The 26,555-nt window shown below is 68.9% G+C and carries 20 protein-coding genes and 1 pseudogene; 11 read left to right on the forward strand and 10 right to left on the reverse strand.

The window, feature by feature from the left end; all coding sequences use genetic code 11:
• Positions 1-4: 4 nt before the first annotated feature.
• A pseudogene (locus ACZ5DS_RS12205) lies at positions 5-1,081 on the forward strand (glycoside hydrolase family 18 protein); the annotation flags it as partial.
• Positions 1,082-1,412: 331 nt separating this feature from the next.
• Here ACZ5DS_RS12205 and ACZ5DS_RS12210 read toward each other — a convergent pair.
• Genes ACZ5DS_RS12210 through ACZ5DS_RS12225 form a run of 4 tightly spaced genes read right to left on the reverse strand, consistent with a single transcriptional unit; the run spans position 1,413 to position 5,285 of the window.
• Positions 1,413-2,183, reverse strand: coding sequence for a succinate dehydrogenase/fumarate reductase iron-sulfur subunit (locus ACZ5DS_RS12210; RefSeq protein ID WP_468236616.1), 771 nt, complete (start codon positions 2,181-2,183; stop codon positions 1,413-1,415).
• Positions 2,180-4,132 carry a fumarate reductase/succinate dehydrogenase flavoprotein subunit gene (locus ACZ5DS_RS12215; RefSeq protein WP_468236619.1) on the reverse strand — a complete coding sequence of 651 codons (1,953 nt, stop codon included), beginning with the start codon at positions 4,130-4,132 and terminating at the stop codon, positions 2,180-2,182. Before ACZ5DS_RS12215 ends, ACZ5DS_RS12210 begins: the two co-directional genes overlap by 4 nt.
• Before the next feature lie 22 nt (positions 4,133-4,154).
• Complete coding sequence (locus ACZ5DS_RS12220) at positions 4,155-4,976, reverse strand: hypothetical protein (RefSeq protein WP_468236621.1); 822 nt, start codon at positions 4,974-4,976, stop codon at positions 4,155-4,157.
• 18 nt (positions 4,977-4,994) lie between these two features.
• The gene (locus ACZ5DS_RS12225; RefSeq protein ID WP_468236624.1) at positions 4,995-5,285 is read right to left on the reverse strand and encodes a hypothetical protein; all 291 of its coding nucleotides are present in this window, start codon (positions 5,283-5,285) and stop codon (positions 4,995-4,997) included.
• A 314-nt stretch (positions 5,286-5,599) separates the two neighbouring features.
• Between ACZ5DS_RS12225 and ACZ5DS_RS12230 the strand changes: the two genes are divergently transcribed.
• The 8 genes from ACZ5DS_RS12230 (at position 5,600) to ACZ5DS_RS12265 (ending at position 17,044) form a co-directional block, all read left to right on the forward strand.
• Positions 5,600-7,783, forward strand: coding sequence for an ABC transporter family substrate-binding protein (locus ACZ5DS_RS12230; protein WP_468236627.1), 2,184 nt, complete (start codon positions 5,600-5,602; stop codon positions 7,781-7,783).
• 127 nt (positions 7,784-7,910) lie between these two features.
• The gene (locus tag ACZ5DS_RS12235; protein ID WP_468236630.1) at positions 7,911-8,603 is read left to right on the forward strand and encodes a hypothetical protein; all 693 of its coding nucleotides are present in this window, start codon (positions 7,911-7,913) and stop codon (positions 8,601-8,603) included.
• A gap of 144 nt (positions 8,604-8,747) precedes the next feature.
• Positions 8,748-10,655 (forward strand): translational GTPase TypA, encoded by a 1,908-nt coding sequence (gene typA, locus ACZ5DS_RS12240; protein WP_468236632.1) that lies wholly within the window; start codon positions 8,748-8,750, stop codon positions 10,653-10,655.
• Positions 10,656-11,207: 552 nt separating this feature from the next.
• The gene (locus tag ACZ5DS_RS12245; RefSeq protein WP_468236635.1) at positions 11,208-12,836 is read left to right on the forward strand and encodes a peptide ABC transporter substrate-binding protein; all 1,629 of its coding nucleotides are present in this window, start codon (positions 11,208-11,210) and stop codon (positions 12,834-12,836) included.
• 139 nt (positions 12,837-12,975) lie between these two features.
• Complete coding sequence (locus tag ACZ5DS_RS12250; protein WP_468236637.1) at positions 12,976-13,905, forward strand: ABC transporter permease; 930 nt, start codon at positions 12,976-12,978, stop codon at positions 13,903-13,905.
• A complete protein-coding gene (locus tag ACZ5DS_RS12255; RefSeq protein WP_468236639.1) occupies positions 13,898-14,839 on the forward strand; it encodes an ABC transporter permease in 942 nt (313 codons plus the stop codon). The genes ACZ5DS_RS12250 and ACZ5DS_RS12255 overlap by 8 nt, the downstream gene beginning before the upstream one ends.
• 11 nt (positions 14,840-14,850) lie before the next feature.
• The gene (locus tag ACZ5DS_RS12260) at positions 14,851-15,903 is read left to right on the forward strand and encodes an ABC transporter ATP-binding protein (protein ID WP_468236642.1); all 1,053 of its coding nucleotides are present in this window, start codon (positions 14,851-14,853) and stop codon (positions 15,901-15,903) included.
• A complete protein-coding gene (locus ACZ5DS_RS12265) occupies positions 15,896-17,044 on the forward strand; it encodes an ABC transporter ATP-binding protein (protein ID WP_468236644.1) in 1,149 nt (382 codons plus the stop codon). The genes ACZ5DS_RS12260 and ACZ5DS_RS12265 overlap by 8 nt, the downstream gene beginning before the upstream one ends.
• Before the next feature lie 109 nt (positions 17,045-17,153).
• Here ACZ5DS_RS12265 and ACZ5DS_RS12270 read toward each other — a convergent pair whose 3' ends face one another.
• From ACZ5DS_RS12270 to ACZ5DS_RS12295, 6 genes are all read right to left on the reverse strand, one after another.
• Positions 17,154-18,149, reverse strand: a complete 996-nt coding sequence (locus ACZ5DS_RS12270) for an ABC transporter ATP-binding protein (protein ID WP_468236647.1) — start codon at positions 18,147-18,149, stop codon at positions 17,154-17,156.
• Entirely contained in the window at positions 18,146-19,150 is a 1,005-nt protein-coding gene (locus ACZ5DS_RS12275; RefSeq protein ID WP_468236649.1) for an ABC transporter ATP-binding protein, read from the reverse strand. Before ACZ5DS_RS12275 ends, ACZ5DS_RS12270 begins: the two co-directional genes overlap by 4 nt.
• The gene (locus ACZ5DS_RS12280; protein ID WP_468236651.1) at positions 19,147-20,088 is read right to left on the reverse strand and encodes an ABC transporter permease; all 942 of its coding nucleotides are present in this window, start codon (positions 20,086-20,088) and stop codon (positions 19,147-19,149) included. The genes ACZ5DS_RS12275 and ACZ5DS_RS12280 overlap by 4 nt, the downstream gene beginning before the upstream one ends.
• On the reverse strand, positions 20,085-21,122 hold the full coding sequence (locus tag ACZ5DS_RS12285; RefSeq protein ID WP_468236654.1) for an ABC transporter permease: 1,038 nt from the start codon (positions 21,120-21,122) through the stop codon (positions 20,085-20,087). The genes ACZ5DS_RS12280 and ACZ5DS_RS12285 overlap by 4 nt, the downstream gene beginning before the upstream one ends.
• Positions 21,123-21,125: 3 nt before the next feature.
• Positions 21,126-23,000, reverse strand: a complete 1,875-nt coding sequence (locus ACZ5DS_RS12290; RefSeq protein ID WP_468236657.1) for an ABC transporter substrate-binding protein — start codon at positions 22,998-23,000, stop codon at positions 21,126-21,128.
• A gap of 316 nt (positions 23,001-23,316) precedes the next feature.
• A complete protein-coding gene (locus tag ACZ5DS_RS12295) occupies positions 23,317-23,859 on the reverse strand; it encodes a hypothetical protein (RefSeq protein ID WP_468236659.1) in 543 nt (180 codons plus the stop codon).
• Between the two features lie 576 nt (positions 23,860-24,435).
• Here ACZ5DS_RS12295 and ACZ5DS_RS12300 point away from each other — a divergent pair.
• Positions 24,436-24,798, forward strand: a complete 363-nt coding sequence (locus ACZ5DS_RS12300) for a helix-turn-helix domain-containing protein (RefSeq protein WP_468236661.1) — start codon at positions 24,436-24,438, stop codon at positions 24,796-24,798.
• Between the two features lie 128 nt (positions 24,799-24,926).
• Positions 24,927-26,555, forward strand: a complete 1,629-nt coding sequence (locus ACZ5DS_RS12305; RefSeq protein WP_468236663.1) for a peptide ABC transporter substrate-binding protein — start codon at positions 24,927-24,929, stop codon at positions 26,553-26,555.

Raw genomic sequence — 26,555 nt, forward strand, 5'->3', positions numbered from 1 at the left:
AGAAATGAACGAGGAGAACAGCAACGAACCGACGGCCCCAGGGCCCGCCGACGCCGAGGAGTCCCCCGCGGAGCCCCCCGGGCGCCCCCGGCGCCGCCGCACCCTCCTCGCCGTCGCACTGCTCCTCCTCCTGCTCCTCCCCGTCCTCAGCGCAGAAACAGCGCTCCGCCTCAACTACACCGGCACCCCCGCACCAGGCACCCACACCCGCCACAAGGACGCCCTCTGGCTCGGCCACGCCTGGCTGGACGGCCGCAGGACCGACCAGGACGTCAAGGCCCTCGCCCACCGCCTGGACGGCACCGGCATCCGTGACCTGTACGTCCACGCAGGCCCCCTGGAGCACGACGGCACCCTCCCGAAGTCGTCGTACCCCAGGGCGCGTTGGCTGATATCGGCCCTGCACCGAGAACTCCCCGGAATCCGCGTCCAGGCCTGGCTCGGTGACAAGCTGGCCGGCGAGAGCCCCGACGGCCTGCACCTGGAGCGCCCCGCCACCCGCACCGCGATCGTCACCTCGACCCGCCAGATCCTCGCCACCGGCTTCGAGGGCGCCCACTTCGACCTGGAGCCCCTCCACTCCGGCGACCGCGACTACCTCTCCCTCCTGGACGACCTGCGCGCCCTCACCCGCGCCGACCACGCCCTGCTCTCCGTCGCCGCCCACCAGATCGACCCGCTGCCCGCGTTCCACTCCTTCTGGAACGCGACCACGGGCCACCCCAAGTGGTGGTCACAGGCCTACTTCGGGCAGGTGGCCCGCCGTGTGGACCAGATCGCCGTCATGTCGTACGACACCATGCAGCCGCTGGAGAGCCTGTACGGCGGCTACGTGGCCCAGCAGACGAGCCTCGCCCTGGAGGTCACCCCGGCCGCCACCGACCTCCTGATGGGCCTGCCCTTCTACCACGAGAACCGTTTCGGCCACTGGGCCCACGCGGAGACCGTCCCGGCGGCCGTACGCGGTGTCCGCCTGGGCCTGTCCCGCACCGACGCCGACCGGTCCCGCTTCGGCGTGGCCCTGTACGTCGACTTCGCGGCCACGGAGGGGGACTGGCGGGCCTACCAGAACGATTGGGTATTCAACTGGCGCGATTCCGACGCTGGTGGCACCATCCCCGTCATGCGCATGCTCATGATGGGGGCGGCCTGGCTGGCCGTGGCGGTGCTCGCGGCGTGCGGCATCGCGGGGATCACGGCGGACTGGGTGCCGCCGTGGCTGCGCCACCGGGTGATGCGGCCACGGCTGTGGGGCTACGGCACCCTGGTGACGACGCTCGGGCTGGGCGTGCTCCTGCTCACGGGGCCGTTCGACTACACCCGGTTCGGCACCATCGGGTTCTTCGCGTGGATCGTGATCTTCCTGGCCGGGTCGGTCCTCCAGTACCTCTCCCACAGCCCCGGCCGGAACCCTACGAAGACCTCCTCCTGATCTTCGAGCCGAGCCACACCAGCGGGTCGTACTTCCGGTCGACCGCACGCTCCTTCATCGGGATCAGCGCGTTGTCCGTGATCTTGATGCCCTCCGGGCAGACCTCCGTGCAGCACTTGGTGATGTTGCAGTAGCCGAGGCCGTGCTCGTCCTGGGCGGTGCGCCCCCGGTCCAGGCCGGTCTCGGCGGCCGCGTCCAGCGGGTGCATGTCCAGCTCGGCCACCCGCATCAGGAACCGCGGCCCGGCGAACGCCTGCTTGTTCTCCTCGTGGTCGCGGACGACATGGCAGGTGTTCTGGCACAGGAAACACTCGATGCACTTGCGGAACTCCTGGGAGCGGTCCACGTCCTCCTGGAACATGCGGTACTCGCCGGGGCCGAGCCCGGCGGGCGGTACGAAGGACGGAACCTCCCTGGCCTTCTGGTAGTTGAAGCCGACGTCCGTCACCAGGTCACGGATCACCGGGAAGGCGCGCAGGGGCGTGACCGTGATCGTCTCGGCGCGGTCGAACACCGACATCCGCGTCATGCACATCAGCCGCGGACGCCCGTTGATCTCCGCCGAGCACGAACCGCACTTGCCCGCCTTGCAGTTCCAGCGCACGGCGAGGTCGGGGGCCTGGGTCGCCTGGAGCCGGTGGATGATGTCGAGCACCACCTCGCCGTCGTGGACCTCGACCTGGAAGTCCTCCAGGCCACCGCCCTCCACATCGCCCCGCCACACCTTGAAGCGGGCCTCGTAGCTGCTCACTCGTACAGCTCCTCTTCGGCGAGGTACTTGACCAGCTCCTCCTTCTCGAAGAGGGCGAGCAGGTCCGGGCGGATGGGTTCGGTGGTCTCGCGGGTCAGCCGGATCTGGCCGCGGGCGGGGTCGGACGCCGCGAGGCGTCCGGTGGGATCGGCGAGCGCGCACAGCAGGTTCACGTTGCGCCAGGTGCGCTCCATCGCCGGGTGGTCCTCGCGGGTGTGCCCGCCGCGCGACTCCGTGCGCTCCAGAGCAGCCCGGGCCACGCACTCGCTGACCAGGAGCATGTTGCGCAGGTCCAGGGCGAGGTGCCAGCCCGGGTTGAACTGGCGGTGTCCCTCGACCCCCGCCCGCCGGGCCCGTACCCGCAGCTCGGCCAGCTTGTGCAGGGCCTGCTCCATCTCGCCCTCGCGGCGGATGATGCCGACCAGGTCGTTCATGGTCTGCTGGAGTTCCTGGTGCAGGGTGTACGGGTTCTCCGGCGGGCCCTCCTCGCCCTCCGTCTCCGCGGAGAAGGGCCGCAGGGCCTCCGCGGACGCCAGGTTGACCTGGGCGTCGGCGACCTCGGGGCGTTCGGCCGCGCCCGCCGCGTACTCGGCCGCGTGCCAGCCGGCCCGGCGCCCGAACACCAGCAGGTCGGAGAGCGAGTTGCCGCCGAGCCGGTTGGAGCCGTGCATGCCGCCGGCGACCTCGCCGGCCGCGAACAGCCCCGGCACTCCGCGCGCCGCCGCCGTCTCGGAGTCGACCGCGATGCCGCCCATCACGTAGTGGCAGGTCGGTCCGACCTCCATCGCCTCGGCCGTGATGTCGACGTCCGCCAGCTCCTTGAACTGGTGGTACATGGACGGCAGCCGGCGCTTGATCACCTCGGCGGGCATGCGGGTCGACACGTCCAGGAAGACCCCGCCGTGCGGGGAACCGCGGCCCGCCTTCACCTCGGCGTTGATCGCGCGCGCCACCTCGTCGCGGGGGAGCAGCTCAGGGGGCCGCCGGTTGTTCTCGGGGTTGTCGTACCACCGGTCGCCCTCTTCCTCCGACTCGGCGTACTTCTCCTTGAAGACGTCCGGGATGTAGTCGAACATGAACCGCTTGCCTTCGGAGTTCCTGAGCACCCCGCCGTCACCGCGCACCGACTCGGTGACGAGGATGCCCTTGACCGACGGCGGCCAGACCATGCCGGTCGGATGGAACTGCACGAACTCCATGTTCAGCAGCGGCGCTCCCGCGAGCAGCGCCAGCGCGTGCCCGTCGCCCGTGTACTCCCACGAGTTCGACGTCACCTTGAAGGACTTGCCGATCCCGCCGGTCGCCACGACCACCGCAGGGGCCTCGAGGACGAAGAACCGGCCGGACTCGCGGTCGTAGGCGAAGACCCCGGAGACCCGGCCCGCGGCGGAGCCGCTGTCGGATGCAGTGTCCTTGAGGATCCGGGTGACCGTGCACTCCTGGAAGACCTTGAGCCGGGACTCGTAGTCACCCGTTTCGCGATGGTCCTCCTGTTGCAGGGAGACGATCTTCTGCTGGAGGGTGCGGATCAGCTCAAGGCCCGTACGGTCGCCGACATGGGCGAGCCGCGGGTACTCGTGACCGCCGAAGTTGCGCTGGGAGATCTTCCCGTCCTTCGTACGGTCGAACAGCGCGCCCCAGGTCTCCAGCTCCCACACCCGGTCCGGGGCCTCCTGCGCGTGCAGCTCGGCCATCCGCCACTGGTTGAGGAACTTGCCGCCGCGCATCGTGTCGCGGAAGTGGACCTGCCAGTTGTCGTGCTCGTTGACGTTGGCCATGGCCGCCGCGATGCCGCCCTCGGCCATCACCGTGTGTGCCTTGCCGAACAGCGACTTGCAGATCACCGCCGTACGGGCGCCCCGCTCGCGCGCCTCGATCGCGGCCCGCAGCCCGGCGCCGCCCGCGCCGACCACGACGACGTCCCACTCCTGCCGGTCCACCACGGACATCAATCAGTCCTCACTTGACTCACTAGAAGAAGCGCGGATCGTCGAAGACACCGGACGCGACGAGATAGACGTAGAAGTCGGCGAGCGCCACGGTCAGCAGCGACGCCCAGGCCAGCTGCATGTGGCGGGCGTTCAGCCGCCCTACGAACTGCCACGCCTTGTAGCGCACCGGATGCTTCGAGAAGTGCTTGAGCTTGCCGCCGACGATGTGCCGGCAGGAATGGCAGGAGATCGTGTACGCCCAGATCAGCACGATGTTGACCAGGAAGACGAGGGTGCCGAGGCCCATGTGACCCCAGCGGTAGTGCTCGTCGCGGAAGGCCAGCACGGTGTCGTAGGTGAGCACGCCGGCCACCAGCAGGGCGGCGTAGAAGAAGTACCGGTGGATGTTCTGCAGGACGAGCGGGAAGCGGGTCTCGCCGGTGTACTTCTTGTGCGGCTCGGCCACCGCGCAGGCGGGCGGGGACGCCCAGAAGCTGCGGTAGTACGCCTTGCGGTAGTAGTAGCAGGTCAGCCGGAAGCCGAGCGGGAAGATCAGGATGATGATCGCGGGCGAGATCGCCCACCAGCTCCCGAAGAGGTCGGCGTTCGGCCCCGCGTGCATGGTCGCGCAGTTCTGCGCCAGACACGGCGAGTAGAACGGGGAGACGTACGGCGCCGCGTAGTAGTCGGCGTTCGCGAAGGCCCGCCAGGTCGAGTAGACGACGAAGGCGAACAGACCGGCCGCGGTGACGGCGGGCGCCAGCCACCAGCGGTCGGTCCGCAGATGTGGTGCGGCGATCGAGGCGCGCGTGTCGGCGCCCACGCCGCCGCTGTTCTGTTGGTGTTCCGTACCAGTCGCCAAGGGAGGACTCCGGTCGGGTCAGGGGGCGTGCCGGTCGCGGGCGCCCAGGCCTTCGTCGTCCGAGTCCGTCCACAGGCTGATGTCGTAGGGCGTGTCGGAGATGGTGACGAGGTCGGGCCGGCTCGGAGCGGCCGGGGTGCGGGCTGCGTCCCGCAGCAGCGTCAGGCTCTCGCGCAGATGGTCGGCGTCCATCCGGACCCGGCGCATCTCCAGACCTCCGCTGCCGAGCTGTTTCTCCAGGCGCCCGATCGACCGGTACAGGTCGTCGAGGCAACGCTGGACGTTTGTCATTTCGTCGTGCACGGACATGACTTGCCCTCACTTCCACGGGTCCCGTGGGCCCTGGGCGGCAACGCTCATGCGCCTTGGAGTGTTGCGCGTCACACCTGTCGCTGTGAAGAGATGTGCACCGATTGGCCGACGCCTCCGGATGCACGTTCGGGTGTATTGCGCCGCACGGGTGGGCTTACCGTCCGTTGCCGCCGTGTCGCCCTCTGTTGCCGGATCCTTTCCTCTTCAGTGGGCGCATAGATCTGATCAGCTCCATATACCGCCAAAAGTGATCAACTTCACATAGCGCCCAAAGTGAGCATAAAGCCCGCGGCTTCCCGGAGGTAGCAGAGATGTCCCACCACGGCGTCGGCCTGCGCACGGTGATGCGCTCGGTCGTCTTCCTGACGGCCGGCGCCCTCGCGGTGCCCCTCCTCGCCGGCTGCGGCTCCGACGAGGAGACGAGCCGCCCCCTGGCCGGGCAGGACATCGACCTCGTCGCCCGCGACCAGGTCGCCGCGGGCGGCACGCTGAAGTGGGCCGTGGACGCCGTACCGGAGACCCTGAACACCTTCCAGGCCGACGCCGACGCCGGCACCACCCGGGTCGCCCAGGCCGTGCTGCCGTCGATGTTCCGCCTCGACGCCTCCGGGCGGCCGGTGGCCAACCCCGCCTACCTGGAGTCCGCCAAGATCATCGAGACCGAGCCGCGCCAGGTCGTGCTGTACAAGCTGAACCAGCAGGCCGTCTGGAGCGACGGCCGGGAGATCGGCGCCGCCGACTTCGTCGCCCAGTGGCGCGCCCTGTCCGGCAAGGACAGCGCCTACTGGACCGCCCGCAACGCCGGCTACGACCGCATCGAGAAGATCGAGCGGGGCGCGAACGACCTCCAGGTCCGGGTCACCTTCTCCCGCCCCTACGCCGACTGGAAGTCGCTGTTCTCCCCGCTGTACCCGAAGGACGTCATGGGCACCCCGGACACCTTCAACGACGGCGCCCGCCGCAAGCTGAAGGTCACCGCGGGACCCTTCCAGGTCGAGCAGATCGACGCCGTGAAGAAGGACGTCGTCCTCACCCGCAACCCGCGCTGGTGGGGCAGGCCCGCCAAGCTGAACAAGATCGTGCTGCAGGCCGTGGCCCGTGACAGGCGGGCGGCCGCGCTCGCCGACGGCACCGTTGACCTCGCCGAGATCGACGCCGCCGAGGCCGAGCGGATCAATCTCGCCTCCCGCGAGAAGGGCACCGGCACCCCGCTGCAGGGCGCCGGGAAGACCTCCGCCAAGAAGCTGCGCTCCTGGGCGCTCGCGCACGGCTTCGACGCCGACGAGGTCAAGGTCGGCAGGAAGAAGCTGCACAAGGCCATCACCCGGTACCTGGAGCAGCAGCAGCTGCTCCAGGCCTTCGACGTCCGCAAGTCGCTGGAGCCCGCCTACACCCAGCTCGCCCTCAACGGCGCCGCGGGTCCCCTCACCGACGAGCGGGTCCGCCGGGCCATCGCCCGCGCCCTCGACCGCGAGGAGCTGGCCAAGCTGGTGCTGGCCCCGCTGGGCCTGCCCGCGGTGCCGGTCGGCAGCCACCTCGCCCTGTCCGGGCAGGACGCCTACGCCGACAACAGCGGCGCCCTGGGCGGCCAGGACACCAAGGAGGCGCAGGCCCTGCTCGCGGACGCCGGCTGGGTGCCCGGGGGACCGGTGAGGGAGGAGAAGAAGGGCGAGAAGGCGGCCGGTGCGGAGCGCGGCGGGAGCGGGGCCGAGGAGAAGAAGTCCGACGGCGGCGAGGACGGCGAGTACATCGTCGGCGAGGACGACAAGGGCAAGCACCACGAGTCGGCCGAGGAGAAACGCGAGAAGGGCGACGAGGGCGGCAAGCACCTCTCCGGGGACGGCAAGCAGTACTCCGGCTCCGGCGGCGCACCGGGCGCCTACGCCCCGCAGGGCACCGCGGCCCCGGCCGGTGCCGTGACCGGGCTGCTCGCCAAGGACGGCAAGGCGCTCGCCCTCCGCTTCGTGCTCCCCTCGGGGCCCGGCTCCGAGACGCTGAACACCGTCGCCGAGCGGATCTCCGCGATGCTGGACAAGATCGGCGTCCGCACGACGATCATCAAGGTCTCGGACGAGAGCTACTTCAAGGACCACATCGCCTCCGGCGACTACGACCTCGCCCTGTACTCCTGGCCGTCCTCCGCCTTCCCGGCGACCGACGCCCGGCCGATCTACGCCAAGCCGGTCCCGGCCGCCGACGGCTCGGTGACCGTCGAGCAGAACTTCACCCGGGTCGGCACCGACCAGGTCGACCAGCTCTTCGACCAGGCCGCGGCGACGCTGGACGAGGACGAGGAGCGCGACCTGATCCGCAAGGCGGACTCCCGCATCTGGGCGGCGGCCGCCTCCGTCCCGCTCTACCAGCGGCCGCAGCTGGTCGGGGCGCGCAGGAACCTCGTCAACGCGGGTGCCTTCGGCTTCCAGACGCCGGTCTACGAGGACATGGGCTTCCTGAAGAAGGGGGCGAAGGTGTCGCCCAGTCCGTCGAAGGGCTAGGAGCCACGGCTCAGATCAAGCTCAGATTCCGCGCATCCGCCACCCCCGGTTCATAGCATGAGCACGACAGTCCGTGGGTGGACGCCAGGCCTTCGCTCAACGGGGGGCACGTGGAAGGAGAGCGCAGATGCACGGCAACGTACGGCGATGGTGCGCGGTGGGACTGGTCACCGCGGCCCTGGTTGCGGGACAGACGGCGTGCAGCGGGGATTCGGGCGGCGGCAAGGACGGCCATGCGGCGGGCAGGAGCAAGGGCAAGGACACCGTCGCGGCGGATGCCTGCTCCGGCGCGACGTTCACCTGGTCGCATCTGACCAAGCGGGACCGGCTGGCCGGCGTGTCCGAGCTGGAGCATCTGGGCGCCAGTGGGGGCACACTGCGGCAGCCGATCCGGCGGGTGTACTCGCCGCAGCCGTCCGTACAGGTGAGGACCGGCGACGCTCCCGGCGCGGCGGAGATCCTGTTCTCGCTGGGCAAGAGGATCGGGGAGATCGACTCCGACGCGCCCACCCTGGCGGCGGTCGACGACGGCCAGACGTGGGTGTTCACGGACGTGCACCACCGGGCTTCGAAGTTCGACTCGAACTCCAGCGAAATGGACGGTGGGGGCGACTTCGTGCAGTACGCAGGGGTGAGAGAGGTCTCCGGCGATTTCCGGTACTCCTGCTCCGACGGCGAGAGGGCGACGGGGCACGCACGGAACTGGACGGTCGACATCGACGGCGTACTGGAGTGCCACCGGAAGGCCGATTCGGACCTCGCCCGCCAGGCCGCCCGGCGCTCCTGTGGGGCCCAGAAGGCCGCCGAGAAGATCAGCTGAGCGGATCATGGGCCGGGCTGAGCGGGCGGGCTCCCGCCCGGCCCCGTACCATGGGGTGAGGCCGTGGCGTGTCAAGCCCGGCAGGGCCCGCGTAACACAGACGTACGCGCAGGCCGTCCTCACACTCCGGGAGTACGCCACACCATGGCCACGCGCCACGACATCCGCAACGTCGCCATCGTCGCCCACGTCGACCACGGCAAGACCACCATCGTCGACGGCATGCTGAAGCAGGCCGGCGCGTTCGCCGCCCACCAGCTCGACTCGGTCGACGACCGCATGATGGACTCGAACGACCTGGAGCGTGAGAAGGGCATCACGATCCTCGCCAAGAACACGGCGGTGAAGTACCACCCCAAGGACGGCGGCGAGCCGATCACCATCAACATCATCGACACCCCCGGCCACGCCGACTTCGGCGGCGAGGTCGAGCGCGGTCTGTCGATGGTCGACGGTGTGGTGCTGCTGGTCGACGCCTCCGAGGGCCCGCTGCCGCAGACCCGCTTCGTGCTGCGCAAGGCCCTGCAGCAGCGCCTGCCCGTCATCCTGTGCATCAACAAGACGGACCGCCCGGACTCCCGCATCGACGAGGTCGTCAACGAGACCTACGACCTCTTCCTCGACCTGGACGCCGACGAGGAGCAGATCGAGTTCCCGATCGTCTACGCCTGCGGCCGTGACGGCATCGCCTCGCTGACCAAGCCGGACGACGGCACGGTCCCGGCCGACAGCGACAGCCTGGAGCCGTTCTTCTCCACGATCCTGGAGCACATCCCGGCCCCGACCTACGACGAGGACGCCCCGCTCCAGGCCCACGTCACCAACCTCGACGCCGACAACTTCCTCGGCCGTATCGCGCTGCTCCGCGTCGAGCAGGGCGAGCTGCGCAAGGGCCAGACGGTCGCTTGGATCAAGCGCGACGGCTCGATCAGCAACGTCCGCATCTCCGAGCTGATGATGACCGAGGCGCTCACCCGCAAGCCCGCCGAGAAGGCCGGCCCGGGTGACATCTGCGCCGTCGCCGGTATCCCGGACATCATGATCGGCGAGACCCTGGCCGACACCGAGAACCCGGTCCCGCTCCCGCTGATCACGGTCGACGAGCCCGCGATCTCCATGGTCATCGGTACGAACACCTCGCCGCTGGTCGGTCGTGGCGGCACCGGCAAGGGCGCCGACGCGAAGTCGGCGGTCAAGGACCGCAAGGTCACCGCCCGCCAGGTGAAGGACCGCCTGGACCGCGAGCTGATCGGTAACGTCTCGCTCCGCGTCCTGGAGACCGAGCGTCCGGACGCCTGGGAGGTGCAGGGCCGTGGTGAGCTGGCGCTCGCCATCCTGGTCGAGACCATGCGCCGGGAGGGCTACGAGCTGACGGTCGGCAAGCCGCAGGTCGTCACCAAGGACGTCGACGGCAAGGTCTACGAGCCGGTCGAGCGCATGACCATCGACGTGCCCGAGGAGCACATGGGCGCCGTCACGCAGCTCATGGGCGTCCGCAAGGGCCGGATGGACAACATGTCCAACCACGGCTCCGGCTGGGTGCGCATGGAGTTCGTGGTGCCCTCCCGCGGCCTCATCGGCTTCCGTACCGAGTTCCTGACCCAGACCCGCGGCACGGGTATCGGCCACTCGATCCACGAGGGCCACGAGCCCTGGTTCGGCGCGCTGCAGACCCGCAACAACGGCTCGCTGGTCGCCGACCGTGCCGGTGCCGTCACCGCCTTCGCGATGACGAACCTGCAGGAGCGCGGCGTGCTCTTCGTGGAGCCGGGCACCGAGGTGTACGAGGGCATGATCGTCGGCGAGAACTCCCGCTCCGACGACATGGACGTCAACATCACCAAGGAGAAGAAGCTCACCAACATGCGGTCCTCGACGGCCGACGTGGCCGAGTCGATCGTGCCGCCGCGCAAGCTCTCGCTGGAGCAGTCGCTGGAGTTCTGCCGTGACGACGAGTGCGTCGAGGTGACCCCGGAGGCGGTTCGCATCCGCAAGGTGAACCTGGACGCCCGTGAGCGCGCCCGCGCCGCGAGCCGCGCCAAGCACGGCTGACAGGTCTCCACGCACACGACGGTGCCGGGCATCCCCCGCGGGATGCCCGGCACCGTCGTTTTGGAGGCAGGCGACGCAGGGCGTAGGGAAAACCCTAGATCTGGCCGAGACCAGCGTCCTGGGCGTCCGATTCGCACTACTCTGCTGCTTGCATGGGGTCTTCTACGACTCAGGTGCCGTGCCGCCCGGTGCGCCAGCACAGACATGCCCTGTCACGCAACTGACTTTTACCACTCAGTTGTCCGCTATCCGGACAACGGGTTCCGATAGATGTGTAACAAGTCCGTTTCGCAGGGATCTTTCGGCAAACCCTTTGTCCGTATTTTGGAAGAGTTTCGCGCCAGGTGTGATCGAACCGAGACCTTGAAGGTGTGGTTCGCTCCGGTTCACATGGCAGATAGTTAGGCGCGTAGAGCTCGGATCACGGGTCACGCGCTGCAGCCGGCGCCGACTCACGAGCGCGGGGGCATCTGACTATCTCCGACACCGGTGACGGTGGCATGTCGGGTGCTCCCCCATGCGGTGAACCATTGGACTCATGAGGAGGAACCCATGCGCGGTGCAAAGAGCGCCAAGTGGGTGGCGATAGCCGCGGTTGTGGCGCTGGGTGCGACCGCCTGTGGTGGTGGGGACAGCGACTCGGGTAGCAGCTCGAAGAAGGTCGACCCGGCTGGAGTGTTCAGCTACCAGAGCAACGAGCCGCAGCACCCGATCCAGCCGGCCAACGTCATGGAGACCGGCGGTGGCCACATCACCGACGCCCTCTTCAGCGGCCTGGCCGACTACAACCCCAAGACGGGCAAGCTCGAGAACCTCGTCGCCGAGTCCATCAAGCAGGACGACGCCAGCCACTACACCATCAAGCTGAAGCAGGGCTGGACCTTCCACAACGGTGAGAAGGTCACCTCGCACTCCTTCGTCGACGCCTGGAACTGGGGCGCCAACACGAAGAACGCCCAGCAGAACTCCTCCTGGTTCTCGGACATCAAGGGCTACGCCGATGTCCACCCGGAGAAGGGCAGCCCGAAGACCGACAAGATGTCCGGTCTGACCACCCCGGACGACTACACCATCAAGGTCGAGCTGGCCACGCCGGTTCCCTACTGGACCTACAAGCTGGGTTACAGCGCGTTCTACCCGCTGCCCAAGGCGTTCTACTCGGACCCGAAGAAGTACGGCCAGGAGCCCGTCGGCAACGGCCCGTACAAGTTCGTCAAGTGGAACCACAACCAGGACTTCCTGGTGAAGACGTACGACAAGTACGCGGGTCCGAAGCCGAAGAACGGCGGCATCGACTTCAAGTTCTACACGACCTCCGAGGCCGCCTATAAGGACGCGACCTCGAACAACCTGGACGTGCTGGACCAGGTCGCGCCGAGCGCCATGCAGAGCTACCACCAGGACCTGGGCAAGCGCGCGGTCGACGCCCCGCAGAACGCGATCCAGACCGTGGCCATCGCCGAGTACGCGCCGACCATCAAGAGCCTGAAGGACCGCGGGAAGTTCATCCAGGGCCTGTCCATGGCCATCGACCGGAACACCATCACCAAGACGGTGCTGGCCGGTTCGCGTGAGCCCGCCACCGGCTTCGTCCCGCCGGCCGTCGAGGGCTACAAGGCCAACGCCTGTGGCGAGGCCTGCGTCTACAACCCGAAGAAGGCCAAGCAGCTGGTCCAGGAGGCCGGCGGCGCCAACGCCTCGGTCTCGATCCTGTACAACGCCGACGGTGGCCACAAGGAATGGGTGACGGCCGTCTGCGCCAACATCACCCAGAACACCGGCGTCAAGTGCGAGGGCGACGCGAAGGCCGACTTCAAGACGGCGCTCGACATGCGCCAGAAGAAGAAGGTCCAGAGCCTCTACCGCTCCGGCTGGGTGCAGGACTACCCGCTGAACGCCAACTTCCTCAAGGACCTGTACGGCAGCACCGCCGCGGGTAACGAGGGCGGCTACTCCAACAAGGAGTTCGACAAGCTCGCCGCGAAGGCCGACAAGGCCGCCACGCTGGAGGAGTCGGTGAAGCTGTACCAGGACGCCGAGGCGGCCCTGTACAAGGACATGCCGGCCATCCCGCTCTGGTACTACAAGACGAACGCGGGTTACTCCGAGAACGTCACGAACGTCAGCTACGACACCTTCGGCAAGCCGGTCTACTCGGACGTCGAGGTCTACAAGAAGTAAGAGGCCGCAACGGTCGATTCACCGAGGCGCCCGCGCAGGCCGCGGGCGCCCCACCGTTCGCAATCGGTGGCCGCCCCGCACCCCCCACAAGGAGAGCGCGGCAGGGGCGGCCGCCGGAGCGGCTCACAATGGAGGCTCGATGGGGCGCTACGTCGCGCGGCGACTGCTCCAGATGATCCCGGTGTTCATCGGGACCACTCTGCTCATCTTTTTGATGGTGTACTCACTGCCCGGTGACCCCGTCCGGGCGCTGTGGGGCGACAGACCGGCCGACCCCCAGGCGATGGCTCAGCTGAAGCACACGTACTGGCTCGACCGCCCGGTGCTCGAACAGTACTGGCACTACATCAGCAACGTCTTCACGGGCGACTTCGGCACCAGCTTCGTCACCGGACGCAAGGTCAGTGACGTCATCTCCGAGGTCTTCCCGGTGACGATCCGCCTGGCCCTGGTGGCGTTCACCATCGAGATCGTGGTCGGTCTGGCCCTGGGCCTGGTGTCCGGCCTCAACCGCGGCAAGTTCTACGACAAGCTCGTGCTGGTGATCACGCTGCTGCTGGTCTCCATGCCGATCTTCGTCCTCGGCTTCATCGCCCAGACGGTCTTCGGCAACGATCTCGGCTGGGTGACCCCGACGGTGCAGGACTCCAACGACATCACCCAGTTGATCCTGCCCGGCGCCGTGCTCGGTTCGCTGTCCTTCGCGTACATCGCGCGCCTCAGCCGGACCTCCATCGCCGAGAACCTCCGCGCCGACTACGTGCGCACCGCCGTGGCCAAGGGTCTGCCCCGCCGCCGCGTCATCGGCGTCCACCTGCTGCGCAACTCGCTGATCCCGGTGGTCACGTTCCTCGGCACCGACCTCGGCGCCCTCATGGGCGGCGCGATCGTCACCGAGGGCATCTTCAACGTCCACGGCATCGGCAACACGCTCTTCCGGTCGATCAACCAGTCCGACAACACCACGGTCGTCGGCATCGTGGTCATCCTGGTGATCGTCTACCTGATCTCCAGCCTGGTCGTCGACCTGCTCTACGCCGTCCTGGACCCGAGGATCCGCTATGTCTGAGGCACTCACGACCGAAACGGCCCTTGAGGACGCGGTCGCCAACACGGCGGCCCCGGGCCCCGCGCAGGACAAGCCGCGCAGCCTCTGGTCCGACGCCTGGCGGGACCTGCGCCGCAACCCGTTCTTCGTCATCTCGGCGCTGCTGATCGTCCTGCTGCTGGCCATCGCGGCCTTCCCGGGTCTGTTCACCTCCACCGACCCGAAGCACGCGGACCTCGTGCACCACTACCTGACCGGCCCCAACTGGACCCACATCGGCCAGGCCGACTGGTTCGGTTACGACGGCCAGGGCCGCAGCGTGTACTCCCGGACGATGTACGGCGCCCGCGCCTCGATCATCGCCGGCACCTTCACCACCCTCGGTGTCGCCCTCCTCGGCAGCGTGGTGGGCATGTTCGCGGGCTACTACGGCGGCTGGATCGACTCGCTGCTGTCCCGTATCACCGACGTGTTCTTCGGCATCCCGCTGCTGCTGGGCGCCATCGTCGTCCTGAACGCCTTCACCCACCGCACGGTGTGGACCGTGGTGGCCGCGATGGTCTTCCTCGGCTGGACCCAGATCACCCGCGTCATGCGCGGTTCCGTGATCACCGTCAAGCAGCAGGACTTCGTGCAGGCCGCGCGGGCCCTCGGCGCCGGCACCGGACGGATCCTGGTGCGGCACATCCTGCCGAACGCCGTCGCTCCGGTGATCGTGGTCTCCACCATCGCGCTCGGCGGCTACATCTCGCTCGAGGCGACCCTGTCCTTCCTGGGCATCGGTCTTCCGGACAGCGCCGTCTCGTGGGGCAACGACATCTCGTCCGCGCAGACGGTCATCCGTACCGCGCCGCACGTGCTGTTCTTCCCCAGCGCCCTGCTGAGCCTCACCGTGCTCGCGTTCATCATGCTCGGCGACGCGGTCCGCGACGCCCTCGACCCGAAGCTGCGCTGAGGGAGGCGTACGTGACCATCATCGAAGACACCGCATCCGCCGCCGCCCCGGGCGAGGCGCAGGGCGGGCCGCTGCTCGAAGTGCGTGACCTGCACGTCGAGTTCCACACCCGCGACGGCGTGGCCAAGGCCGTCAACGGCGTCAACTACAGCGTGAGCGCGGGCGAGACGCTCGCCGTGCTCGGCGAGTCCGGCTCCGGCAAGTCGGTGACCGCCCAGGCCATCATGGGCATCCTCGACATGCCGCCCGCGAAGATCCCCAAGGGCGAGATCCTCTTCCACGGCCAGGACATGCTCAAGATGTCCGCCGACGAGCGCCGCAAGATCCGCGGCCGGCGCATCGCCATGATCTTCCAGGACGCGCTCAGCTCCCTGAACCCGGTGCTGTCCGTCGGCTACCAGCTCGGCGAGATGTTCCGCATCCACCTCGGCCTGTCCCGCAAGGAGGCCAAGGCCAAGGCGATCGAGCTGATGGACCGGGTGAAGATCCCGGCCGCCGCCGCCCGGGTGAACGACTACCCGCACCAGTTCTCCGGCGGTATGCGCCAGCGCATCATGATCGCCATGGCGCTGGCCCTGGAGCCGGACCTGATCATCGCCGACGAGCCGACCACGGCCCTCGACGTGACGGTCCAGGCCCAGGTCATGGACCTGCTCGCGGAACTCCAGCGCGAGTTCAACATGGGCCTGATCCTCATCACCCACGACCTCGGCGTCGTCGCCGACGTCGCCGACAAGATCGCGGTGATGTACGCGGGCCGGATCGTGGAGACCGCCCCGGTCCACGAGCTGTACAAGCGCCCCGCGCACCCGTACACCCGAGGCCTGCTGGACTCGATCCCGCGCCTGGACCAGAAGGGCCAGGAGCTGTACGCGATCAAGGGCCTGCCGCCCAACCTGCTGCGCATCCCCACCGGGTGCGCCTTCAACCCGCGTTGCCCCAAGGCCCAGGACATCTGCCGTACGGAGATCCCGGCCCTGCTTCCGGTCGCCGAACCGGACGGCACCGAGCTGCCCGGTCGTGGCTCGGCGTGCCACTTCTGGAAGGAGACGATCCATGGCTGAGCCGATCAAGAAGGACGCCCCGGCCGACGCCACGCCGAACGTCTCCGAGGTCGAGGTGGTGGACGCGCACTCCGACGAGGAGGCGGTCGCCGCGATCGAGGCGCCCGTGGAGCGCGGTGAGCCGATCCTGCAGGTGCGCAACCTGGTCAAGCACTTCCCGCTGACCCAGGGCATCCTGTTCAAGCGCCAGATCGGCGCGGTCAAGGCCGTCGACGGTGTCTCCTTCGACCTGTACCAGGGCGAGACCCTCGGCATCGTGGGCGAATCCGGCTGCGGCAAGTCCACGGTGGCCAAGCTCCTGATGAACCTGGAGCGGGCGACGGCCGGCGAGATCTTCTACAAGGGCCAGGACATCACCAAGCTGTCCGGGCGCGCGCTGAAGGCCGTACGCCGCAACATCCAGATGGTGTTCCAGGACCCGTACACCTCGCTGAACCCCCGTATGACGGTGGGCGACATCATCGGTGAGCCCTTCGACATCCACCCCGAGGTGGCCCCGAAGGGCGACCGGCGCCGCAAGGTGCAGGAGCTGCTGGACGTCGTCGGTCTCAACCCGGAGTACATCAACCGCTACCCGCACCAGTTCTCCGGCGGTCAGCGCCAGCGCATCGGCATCGCCCGCGGCCTGGCACTCAACCCCGAGATCATCATCTGCGACGAGCCGGTCTCCGCCCTGGACGTCTCCGTCCAGGCGCAGGTCATCAACCTGATGGAGGGCCTGCAGGACGAGTTCAACCTGTCCTACATCTTCATCGCGCACGACCTGTCGATCGTCCGGCACATCTCGGACCGCGTGGGTGTGATGTACCTCGGCAAGATGGCCGAGATCGGCACGGACGAGCAGATCTACGACCACCCGACGCACCCCTACACCCAGGCGCTGCTGTCGGCGGTCCCGGTGCCGGACCCCGAGGCCCGCGAGAACCGCGAGCGGATCATCCTCACCGGCGACGTGCCCTCCCCGGCCAACCCGCCGTCCGGCTGCCGCTTCCGCACCCGCTGCTGGAAGGCCCAGGACAAGTGCGCCGAGGAGGTCCCGCTGCTGGCGGTCCCCGAGCGCTTCAAGGGCGCGGACTCCCCGGCGGCGCACGAGTCGGCCTGCCACTTCGCCGAGGAGAAGGACGTCGTCCACGCGGCCTGACGTCTTCCGCGGTCACGACCGGTTCCCGGCGCCCTCACCTGAGAGGGCGCCGGGAACCGGCGTTTTCACGGAGACGTGGGGCTGGTGGCGGCCGACCTCACGACGGGGACTATGCGGTCACCTGTGCCCGGGCCCAGTGGCAGGCCACCTGGGGTGCCAGGCCCGGACCGAGGACGGCCGGGTCCTCGGTGCGGCAGGCCTCCGCGACGCCCGCGCGGTCCGCCTCGCCGGCCGCGAGGACCGGGCAGCGGGCGCGGAAGCGGCAGCCGGTGGGGATGCGGGAGGGGTCCGGGGGCTCGCCCGTCAGGACCACCGGGTCGCCCGTGGTCTCAGGAAGGACCGAAAGCAGCGCCCGGGTGTAGGGGTGCCGGGGTGCCGTCAGGATGTGCTCGACCGTGCCGGTCTCCACGATCCGGCCCAGGTACATCACCGCCACCCGGTCGGCGATGTTCCAGGCCAGGCCCAGATCGTGCGTCACCACCAGCGCGGCGAGGCCCAGTTCGCCGCGCAGCCGCAGCAGCAGGGCGAGGATCTCGCCGCGTACCGAGGCGTCGAGGGAGGCCACCGGTTCGTCCGCGACGAGGAGTTCGGGCTCCAGGACGAGGGCGCCGGCGATCACCACGCGTTGCCGCTGGCCGCCGGACAGCTCATGCGGGTAGCGCAGGAAGAAGCGCTCCGGCGGGCGCAGACCGGCCCGGGACAGGGCCTCGGCCACGACCGTCCGTTCGTCCCCGGCGTGCCCGTGGATCCGCAGGCCCTCGGCCACCGCGTCGTACACCGTGTGCCGGGGGTTGAGGGAGCCACTGGGGTCCTGCAGGACCAGCTGCGTCCTGCGGCGGTAGGTCCGCAGGGCACGCGCCGAGTACTCCAGCGGCCGACCGGAGAAGGAGATCCGGCCCTCGGTCGGCTTCACCAGCCCGAGCAGCGCCCGTGCGAGCGTGGACTTGCCGCAGCCGGACTCTCCGACCAGCGCCACGATCTCCCCGGGCCGGATGTCCAGTTCGACTCCGTCCACGGCGCGGGCGGGCGGCGCACCCCGCCGGCCGGGGAAGACCACGTGCAGGTCCCGCGTGCTGAGCAGGGGTGCTTCCGGCGTCTTCGTCATGGAGTGCTCCTCGCGTTCTCGGCCGGCCCCGTCGGCTCCGTCGCCGAGCGTGGTGACCCCACGTGCAGGCACGCCGCCCACCGGCCCGCTTCCGCCTTCCGCAGGGACTGGTCCTCGGTGGTGCAGGCGGGCAGGGCCGACGGACAGCGCGGGTGGAACGCGCAGCCGGTGGGCAACGCGGCCGGGTCCGGTGGGTCGCCGGGCAGGCCGCGTGGGGCGAAGCGGGAGGCGGGGTCACCGATGCGCGGGAACGCGGCGGACAGTGCCTTCGCGTAGGGGTGCCGGGCGTCCTCGTACACCGCTCGCGCCGGGCCCTGTTCGACCACACGGCCGGCGTACATCACCGCCAGCCGGTCGCAGGTGTCGGCGAGCACCGCCAGATCGTGGCTGATCATGATCAGGCCCAGGTCCTGCTCGCTGACGAGTTGCTGGATCAGACGCAGGATCTGCGCCTGGACCATCACGTCCAGCGCGGTGGTCGGCTCGTCCGCGATGATCAGCCGGGGTGCACAGGCCAGCGCCATGGCGATCATCACGCGTTGCCGCTGGCCGCCCGACAGCTCGTGCGGGTAGGCCGCCGCCCGTGCCGCCGGCAGCCCCACCTGTTCCAGCAGCTCCCCGGCTCGTCGGCGCGCCGCCGTCCCACTCGCCCCGCCGTGCACCAGCATCGGCTCGGTGACCTGCTCGCCGATGCGGTGCACGGGGTTGAGGGAGTGCATGGCTCCCTGGAAGACGATCGACGCCCCGGCCCAGCGGACCGCCCGCAGTCGCCCCCACCGCATGGTCAGCACGTCCTCGCCGTCCAGCAGGATCTCTCCGGACGTCCGCGTGCCGCCCGGCAGCAGCCGCAGCAGCGCCAGCGCCAGGGTGGACTTGCCGCAGCCCGACTCGCCGGCGATGCCCAGCTTCCGCCCGGCCGCCAGCGACAGGTCCACGCCCCGCACGGCGGCCGCCCCGCCTGGGTACGTCACCTCCAGGTTCCGGACCTCCAGCAGCGTCAACGGGCCACCCCCAGCCTGGGATTGAGCACGGACTCCACCGCTCGCCCGCACAGGGTGAACGCCAGCGCCACGCCCGCGATGGCGATGCCGGGCGGTACCAGGTACCACCAGTCGCCGGAGCTGACCGCGCCCGCCTCCCGCGCCTCCTGCAGCAGCCCGCCCCACGACACCACCGTCGGATCGCCGAGACCCAGGAACGCCAGGGTCGCCTCGGCGAGGACGGAGGAGGAGATCATCAGGGTCGTCTGCGCCAGCACCAGCGGCATCACGTTGGGCAGCACATGCCGGGTCATGACGTGCCAGTGCCCGCCGCCGAGCGCCTTCGCCCGCTCGATGTACGGCCGTGACTCCACCGCCAGCGTCTGTGCCCGCACCAGCCGTGCCGTCGTCGGCCACGAGGTCACGCCGATCGCCAGCACGACCGTACCCAGCGAACGGGACATCACGGTGGCCAGGGCGATGGCCAGCACCAGCGTGGGCATCACCAGGAACCAGTCCGTGACCCGCATCAGCACGGTCGCGTACGCGCCCTTGAAGTGCCCGGCGGTGATCCCGACCACCGCGCCGATCGACACCGACAGCACCGCCGCCAGCAGCCCCACCAGCAGGGAGACCCGGGACCCCCACACCAGCAACCCCAGCAGATCCCGCCCGAACCGATCGGTGCCCAGGAGGAAATCGCCGTCGGGGCCCTGCAGGGGCCGGCCGGGGGCACCCGTCACGCTCGCCACGTCCGAGCCGACGGTGACCGGCGCGGTCAGCGCGAGCAGCGCGAACAGGGCGAGCGCGGCCAGGCCCACCAGCCCGGCGCGGTGCGTGCGGTACTGCCGCCAGAACCGTACGGCGGCCCGCCGCCGGCGCTGCCAGGCCAGCGTCCGTGGCCCGGCCCCCGCCCGTGGGAGCGGCGCATCGGCTCTCGTGTCCGGTTCGGTGGTCATGCGCGGCCCACCCTCGGGTCGAGCAGCGGATAGACGAGGTCGGCCAGGGTGTTCATGACGATCACCGCCGAGGCGAAGAAGAGGAACAGGCCCTGCACGAGCGGCAGGTCGGGCACGCTGAGGGCCTGGTAGAACAGACCGCCCAGGCCGGGCCAGGAGAAGACGGTCTCGACCAGGATCACTCCCGCGACCGTTCGGCCCAGATTGACGAAGAGGAGCGTGACGGTGGGCAGCAACGCGTTGGGTACGGCGTGCCGGCGCCGCACCAGGTCGTCCCTGAGGCCCTTGGCCCGCGCGGTCGTCAGATAGTCGCTGTCCATCTCGTCGAGCAGCGCGGAGCGGGTGACCAGCAGCGTCTGGCCGTACTCGACCGCGACCAGCGTGATCACCGGCAGGACGAGGTGGTGGGCGACGTCGATGACGTACGTCAGGCCGTGCTCGCCCCCGGACTCCATGCCGCCGGTGGGGAAGAGCCCGGGGATCGGGCCCGCGCCCACGGCGAACACGATGATGAGCAGCAGGCCCAGCCAGAACGACGGTAGCGAGTACAGCGTCAGCGCAACCCCGGTGTGGAACCGGTCCGTGAACCGGCCCCGGTGCCAGGCGGCACGGATGCCGAGGACGAGCCCGAGCGCGGTGTAGAGCACGAACGCGGTGCCGGTGAGCAGCAGCGTGTTCGGCAGCGCCTCGCCGATCTTGTCGATGACGGGGGTGCGGAACTGGTACGAGGTGCCCAGGTCGCCGGTGAGCGCCTTGCCGCAGTAATCGGTGAACTGCTCCCACAGCGGCAGATCTAGTCCGAACTCCTCGCGATACTCTGCCAGTTGCTGTGCCGAGACCGGCCGACCCCCGGTCATGGTCTTGACCGGATCGCCGGGGATCAGCCGGAACAGGAAGAATCCGGTGACGAGCACGGCGATCAGCGAGACGACGGCACCCCCGGCTTTGACCGCCACGTACCGCAGATAGGCGGTCGTGCCGGGGTGCCTCCCCCCGGTGGGCGCGCCAGGAGCCGGTGGCACGGTTGCGTCCATCGGCTACTCGCGGTCATCGGCGGTGGTACGGCGGCGCCGCGCGAGGAACACCCCGGCACCGGCGAGGACCACGACACCCGCGACGGCACCGATGACGACCCCCGTGGAGCCGCCGCCCCCGGAGGAGTCGCCGGAGTCGGCCGGGACCGCCGACCACCAGCTCCAGTAGCCGTCCTGACCGTAGATGTTGCCGGCGGCCTTCGGCATCGTCTCGATCGACTTGATCTGGTCGGTGCGATAGGCCTCGACGGCGTTCGGGTACGCCATGACGTTCATGTACCCCAGGTCGTACAGCCGCGACTCCATCTGTTTGACGAGGGCCGCCCGTTCGGCGGGGTCGTACTCCGCGAGCTGCTTGGCGTACAGGTCGTCGTATGCCCTGTCGCAGATGAAGTTGTCAGTCGCGCCGCTGTCCTTCGGGGTCGCGGGCAGGGCCGCGCAGGTGTGGATGGAGAGGACGAAGTCCGGGTCGGGGTTGACGGACCAGCCGTCGAAGGCGAGGTCGTACGTGCCGGCGAGCCAGGGGTCGCTCACGTTGTCCAGACAGTCGAGCGTCATGCCGATGCCGAGCTTCGCCCACCACTCCTTGAGGTACTGCCCGACGGCCTTGTCGTTGGGGTCGGTGGCGTGGCACAGGACGCGGTAGTTCAGCGCTCTGCCGTCCTTGCCGATCCGCTTGCCGTCGGCGTTCTTCCGGTAACCCGCCTGGTCGAGGAGCCGGCCCGCCTCGGCCGGGTCGTAGGCGAGGGCCTGGCTCGCGGACGGCTTCCAGAAGTACGTGGAGAAACGGGGCGGGATGTAGCCCTGGCCCTCGACGGCGTGGCCCTGGAAGACCTTGTCGACCAGGGTCTTGCGGTCGACCGCGCGGAACAGCGCGTTCCGCACCCGCTGGTCCAGCAGGGAGGCGTCACCGTCGCCGAACTTCCGGCCGTTTCGCGCTCGGGCGCCCGGGTTGGTGGCGAGGGCGTAGAACCGGCGGCCGGGGGCGTCGTTGACGTGGATGTGGTCGGAGCCCTTGAGGGAGGCGGCCTGGGCGGGAGTCAGGGACGGTGAGCCCGCGACGAAGGAGACCTCGCCCTTGCGCAGTGCGGCCACCGCCGCGTCCTGGTCCTTGTAGTACCGGAAGACCAGCTCGTCGAACCGGGGCGCCCCGCGCCAGAAGCCCTTGTTGGCCCTGAGCCGCACATAGCTGTCGGCCTTGTAGTCGGTGAGGACGAACGGCCCGTCGCCGACGACGGGAAACGTCTTGTCGTTGTTGAACTTGGAGAAGTCCGTGACCTTCTTCCAGACGTGCTCGGGCACGATCGGCACGTCCAGGGCGGTCATCGTGGCCTGCGGCTTCTTCAGTTCGATGACCAGCTCGGTGGGGCTTGGGGCCGTCACCTTGCGGAAGTTGGTGACGAAGCTGCCGTTGGCGGTGGCGGCGGCCTCGTCGGTCATCAGCTTGTTGAACGTCCAGGCCGCGTCCCGCGCGGTCACCTTCTGCCCGTCGGACCACTTCGCGTCGGAGCGGATCGTGTACGTCCAGGTGAGCTTGTCGGCGGACGGCTTCCAGCTGGTGGCGAGGCCGGGGACCGGGTGGGCGTCCCCGGGGTCGTAGTCGGTCAGGTACTCGTAGGACAGCCGCAGGATGCTCGTGCTGAGCAGACGCACCGCGAGGAAGGGGCTCAGCGAGTCGACGCTCTGCGCGACGGCGACGGTGAGGACCTTCTTGCCCGAGGCGGCCTCCGCCTTCCCGGGCGCCGGATTGAGCGGGGTCGCGAGAGCCGCCGAGAGCATCAGAGCGAGGGCGCCTGCGGCGGCGACGAGCCGGGGCGCGAAGAGGCGTGGGCCTTTGGGGTGTGAACGTCTGCTGCCGTGCTGGTCTGGTGTGCTCATGAATCGTGACCTCACGTCATCGCTCGCACAGGGACGGCTGGTTCGGACTTCGGGGCCGGGTTCTGCTGGTGACGCCGGCTGGGTGATGAGTGTGTCTACCAGCGGCTGTCTGCACGCGTCAACGGCGCGTGAAGCCTGCGTGGCCTGCGGAAATGTCGAGTTGATGTGCGAGGTCGCGAATATTGGTCCAGACCGGTGAAGGGGGCCTGGTGGAGCGCTGGCGCCGCTGCCGGCGAGCACGCGATCCCCGGGAAACGCGGTACGGCCCGCCGGATGGACCGGCGGGCCGTCGTGCGAGCAGGGCTCGAGGGCGGGACTACTTGTACTCGAGGCCCCAGACGTTGCTGTTCTTCTTCACCGGTGCGGTGAACTGCTTCCGCCACTTGGTCGTGCTGTGGAACTGGCAGTGGCCGTCGTAGTAGTACGTGTACTTGCGGACCTTGAACTTCTTGGCCTCGTGGAACATCCGCATACGGACCTTGGTCTTGCCCGGCTTGTTCCTGGCGTGCAGCGAGTAGTTCCAGCTGTCCGAGTGCGACCACGACTTGCCCACGGTCACGCTGAACGACGTGCTGGCCTTGGCGAAGATCACCCCTGCCTCGGCCTCGACGCCCGCGGTGCCACTGGCGCTGAGGGTTCCCGTCGAGGTGTGGTTGTAGCTGACGGTGGGGTCGGAGTTGTCGAAGACCCACGTGCTGAAGAGGTTGGTTCCGGGGTACACCGTGTGCTTGTCGTAGACCTCGTAGCCGGTCCCCGGGCTCGGGGCGCACGCGGCGGAGGCGGGGGCGGCGGCACCAACCAGCACCACACCGCCGGCCAGCAGGGTGGACGCGATCGCGGAGCTCACGATTTTCTTCATGGGCCTGATTCCCTTCACTTGGTCGGTCAGGACATCCGTGCCGTACTCCGCGGAGGTCAGGGCGCACCCGGGCGCACGGTGTCACGGAAAGAGAAATCCTTCAGGCGGAGGACACGTCCACATGTCCGTGAAATGTGGTGGGCCACTCTTGGTCACAAGAAGGCACACCACATATCAAAATCCCCCGTCAAATCTTTCAAGTGGCCTTGTTCGTACGGCATCTGAGCCGTCGTCCGAGGCGTCGCCAAGATTGGCCCGGTTCCGGCGCGTTGGCAACTTCAAACCGGCGCGCCGGGGCATTCCGAGCCGTCGGCCGGCTTCCGCCCGGCACGGAGGAAGGGGATGAAAGGAGGAAAAGGGCTCCTTGGTGTGAGCCGCTCTGCCCGAATGGTGTCCATATTTCTGCGGCATAATGTGACGTGGATCACACCGTGACGGTGATATGCGTTCCGCGGCATGACGCCGCGGGGATACTCAAGATTCCCTCAAATGGGGAACCTTCTTCGTGTCCTCCGATGTCTCCTGGGTTTCGCTGAGCATTGCCACCGACGTGATGGCACGGGGGAGGGTGGAGTCATGGCCCTGTCAGTGGAACGGGCTTCCGGTATTCCGCACAGAGGGGGGACGTGGGACTCGCTCGGAAAGCCGCTCGGGCTGGCAGTGCGTGCCAGACGGGTGGAGTTGGGTCTGACGCAGGAGCGCCTCGCGGCGCAGGCGGGCATGAGCCAAGGGGCGCTGTCGCGCCTCGAGTGCGGGAAAGGGGTGCCGACGCTGCCCCTGCTGGAACGGCTGGCCGCGGCCATGGCGGCGAATCTGTTGATCTCCCTGTCTCCGCACGGTGAGATCCGGGTGGCCTTCAGGGTGCAGACGGTGTCGCGGCTGGTGCGGGGCGGTGGGCGGAGCCGGCTCACCGCAGCAGGCGGCGCGGTCGCCCGCTGACCGTCGTCCCTCCCGTGGATTCCCCCCGTACGGGTGGACTGCCCCACGTACGGGTTGCCGGAAATGCGCTGTATGCGTGTTGTCGCGATATTGGCCGTGACGGATCGGTGATCAGCGAGGAGGTACGGATGCGTGGAACCACGCACGCCCGGTGGACCGCCGGCGCGGTGGCCGTGGCACTCGCCGCCACCGCCTGCGGGGGCGGTGCGGACACCAGCGGCGGCACCGCCGCCGGGGTGCTCAGCTCCTCCTGGGGTGACCCGCAGAACCCGCTCGAGCCGGCCAACACCAACGAGGTGCAGGGCGGCAAGGTCCTCGACATGGTCTTCCGGGGCCTGAAGCGGTACGACCCGAAGACCGGCGCGGCGAAGGACATGCTCGCCGCGAGCATCGACACCAAGGACTCGCAGAACTTCACGATCAAGGTCAAGGACGGCTGGACCTTCTCCAACGGCGAGAAGGTGACCGCCAAGTCCTTCGTGGACGCCTGGAACTACGGGGCGAGCCTGAAGAACAACCAGAAGAACGCCTACTTCTTCGGGTACATCGAGGGCTACGACAAGGTCCACCCCGACAGCGGCGCGCAGCGCGCCGACACCCTGTCCGGTCTGAAGGTCGTCGACGACCACACCTTCACCGTCAAGCTCAACCAGAAGTTCTCCGGCTTCCCGGACACCCTCGGCTACGCGGCCTTCGACCCGCTGCCCCGGACGTTCTTCACCGACCACGCGGCCTGGCTGAGCAAGCCCATCGGCAACGGGCCCTACGCCATCGAGTCCTACACGAAGGGCTCGCAGATGTCCCTGAGGAAGTGGGACGGCTACCGCGGTGCCGACAGGGCCCGGAACGGCGGTGTGACCCTGAAGGTCTACACCGACAACAACACCGCATACACCGACCTGATGGCCGGCAACCTCGACCTCGTGGACGACGTGCCCGCCGCGCAGCTGAAAAACGTCAGGAGAGATCTCGGCGACCGCTACATCAACGCACCCGCCGGCATCATCCAGACCCTGGCCTTCCCGTACTACGACGCGGCCTGGAACAAGCCGGGCTCGGAGAAGGTCCGCACCGGACTGTCCATGGCGATCGACCGCAAGCAGATCACCGGCACCATCTTCCAGCAGACCCGCACCCCGGCCACCGACTGGACCTCCCCGGTCCTCGGCGTGGCCGGCGGCTTCAAGGCCGGCCTGTGCGGTACGGCCTGCGGCTACAACCCCGCCGAGGCCAAACGGCTGATCAAGGAGGGCGGCGGGCTCCCCGGCGGACAGGTCAGGATCACGTACAACGCGGACACGGGCTCGCACAAGGAGTGGGTGGACGCCGTGTGCAACTCCATCAACAACGCGCTCGGCAACGACAAGGCGTGCGTGGGCAACCCGGTCGGCACCTTCGCCGACTTTCGCAACCAGATCGGGCAGCACAAGATGAGCGGCCCGTTCCGCGCGGGCTGGCAGATGGACTACCCGCTCATCCAGAACTTCCTCCAGCCGCTCTACTACACCAACGCCTCCTCCAACGACGGCAAGTGGTCCAACAAGGACTTCGACAAGCTGGTCGACCAGGCCAACGCCGAGACCGACACCACCAAGGCCGTCTCCACCTTCCAGCAGGCCGAGGGGGTCGTGCGGGACAACATGGCCGCCATCCCGCTCTGGTACCAGAACGGCAGCGCGGGCTACTCACAGCGCCTGTCCCACGTGGCCCTCAACCCCTTCAGCGTCCCCGTCTACAACGAGATCAAGGTCAGCTGA

The organism is Streptomyces sp. NPDC031100 (genome assembly GCF_055570785.1).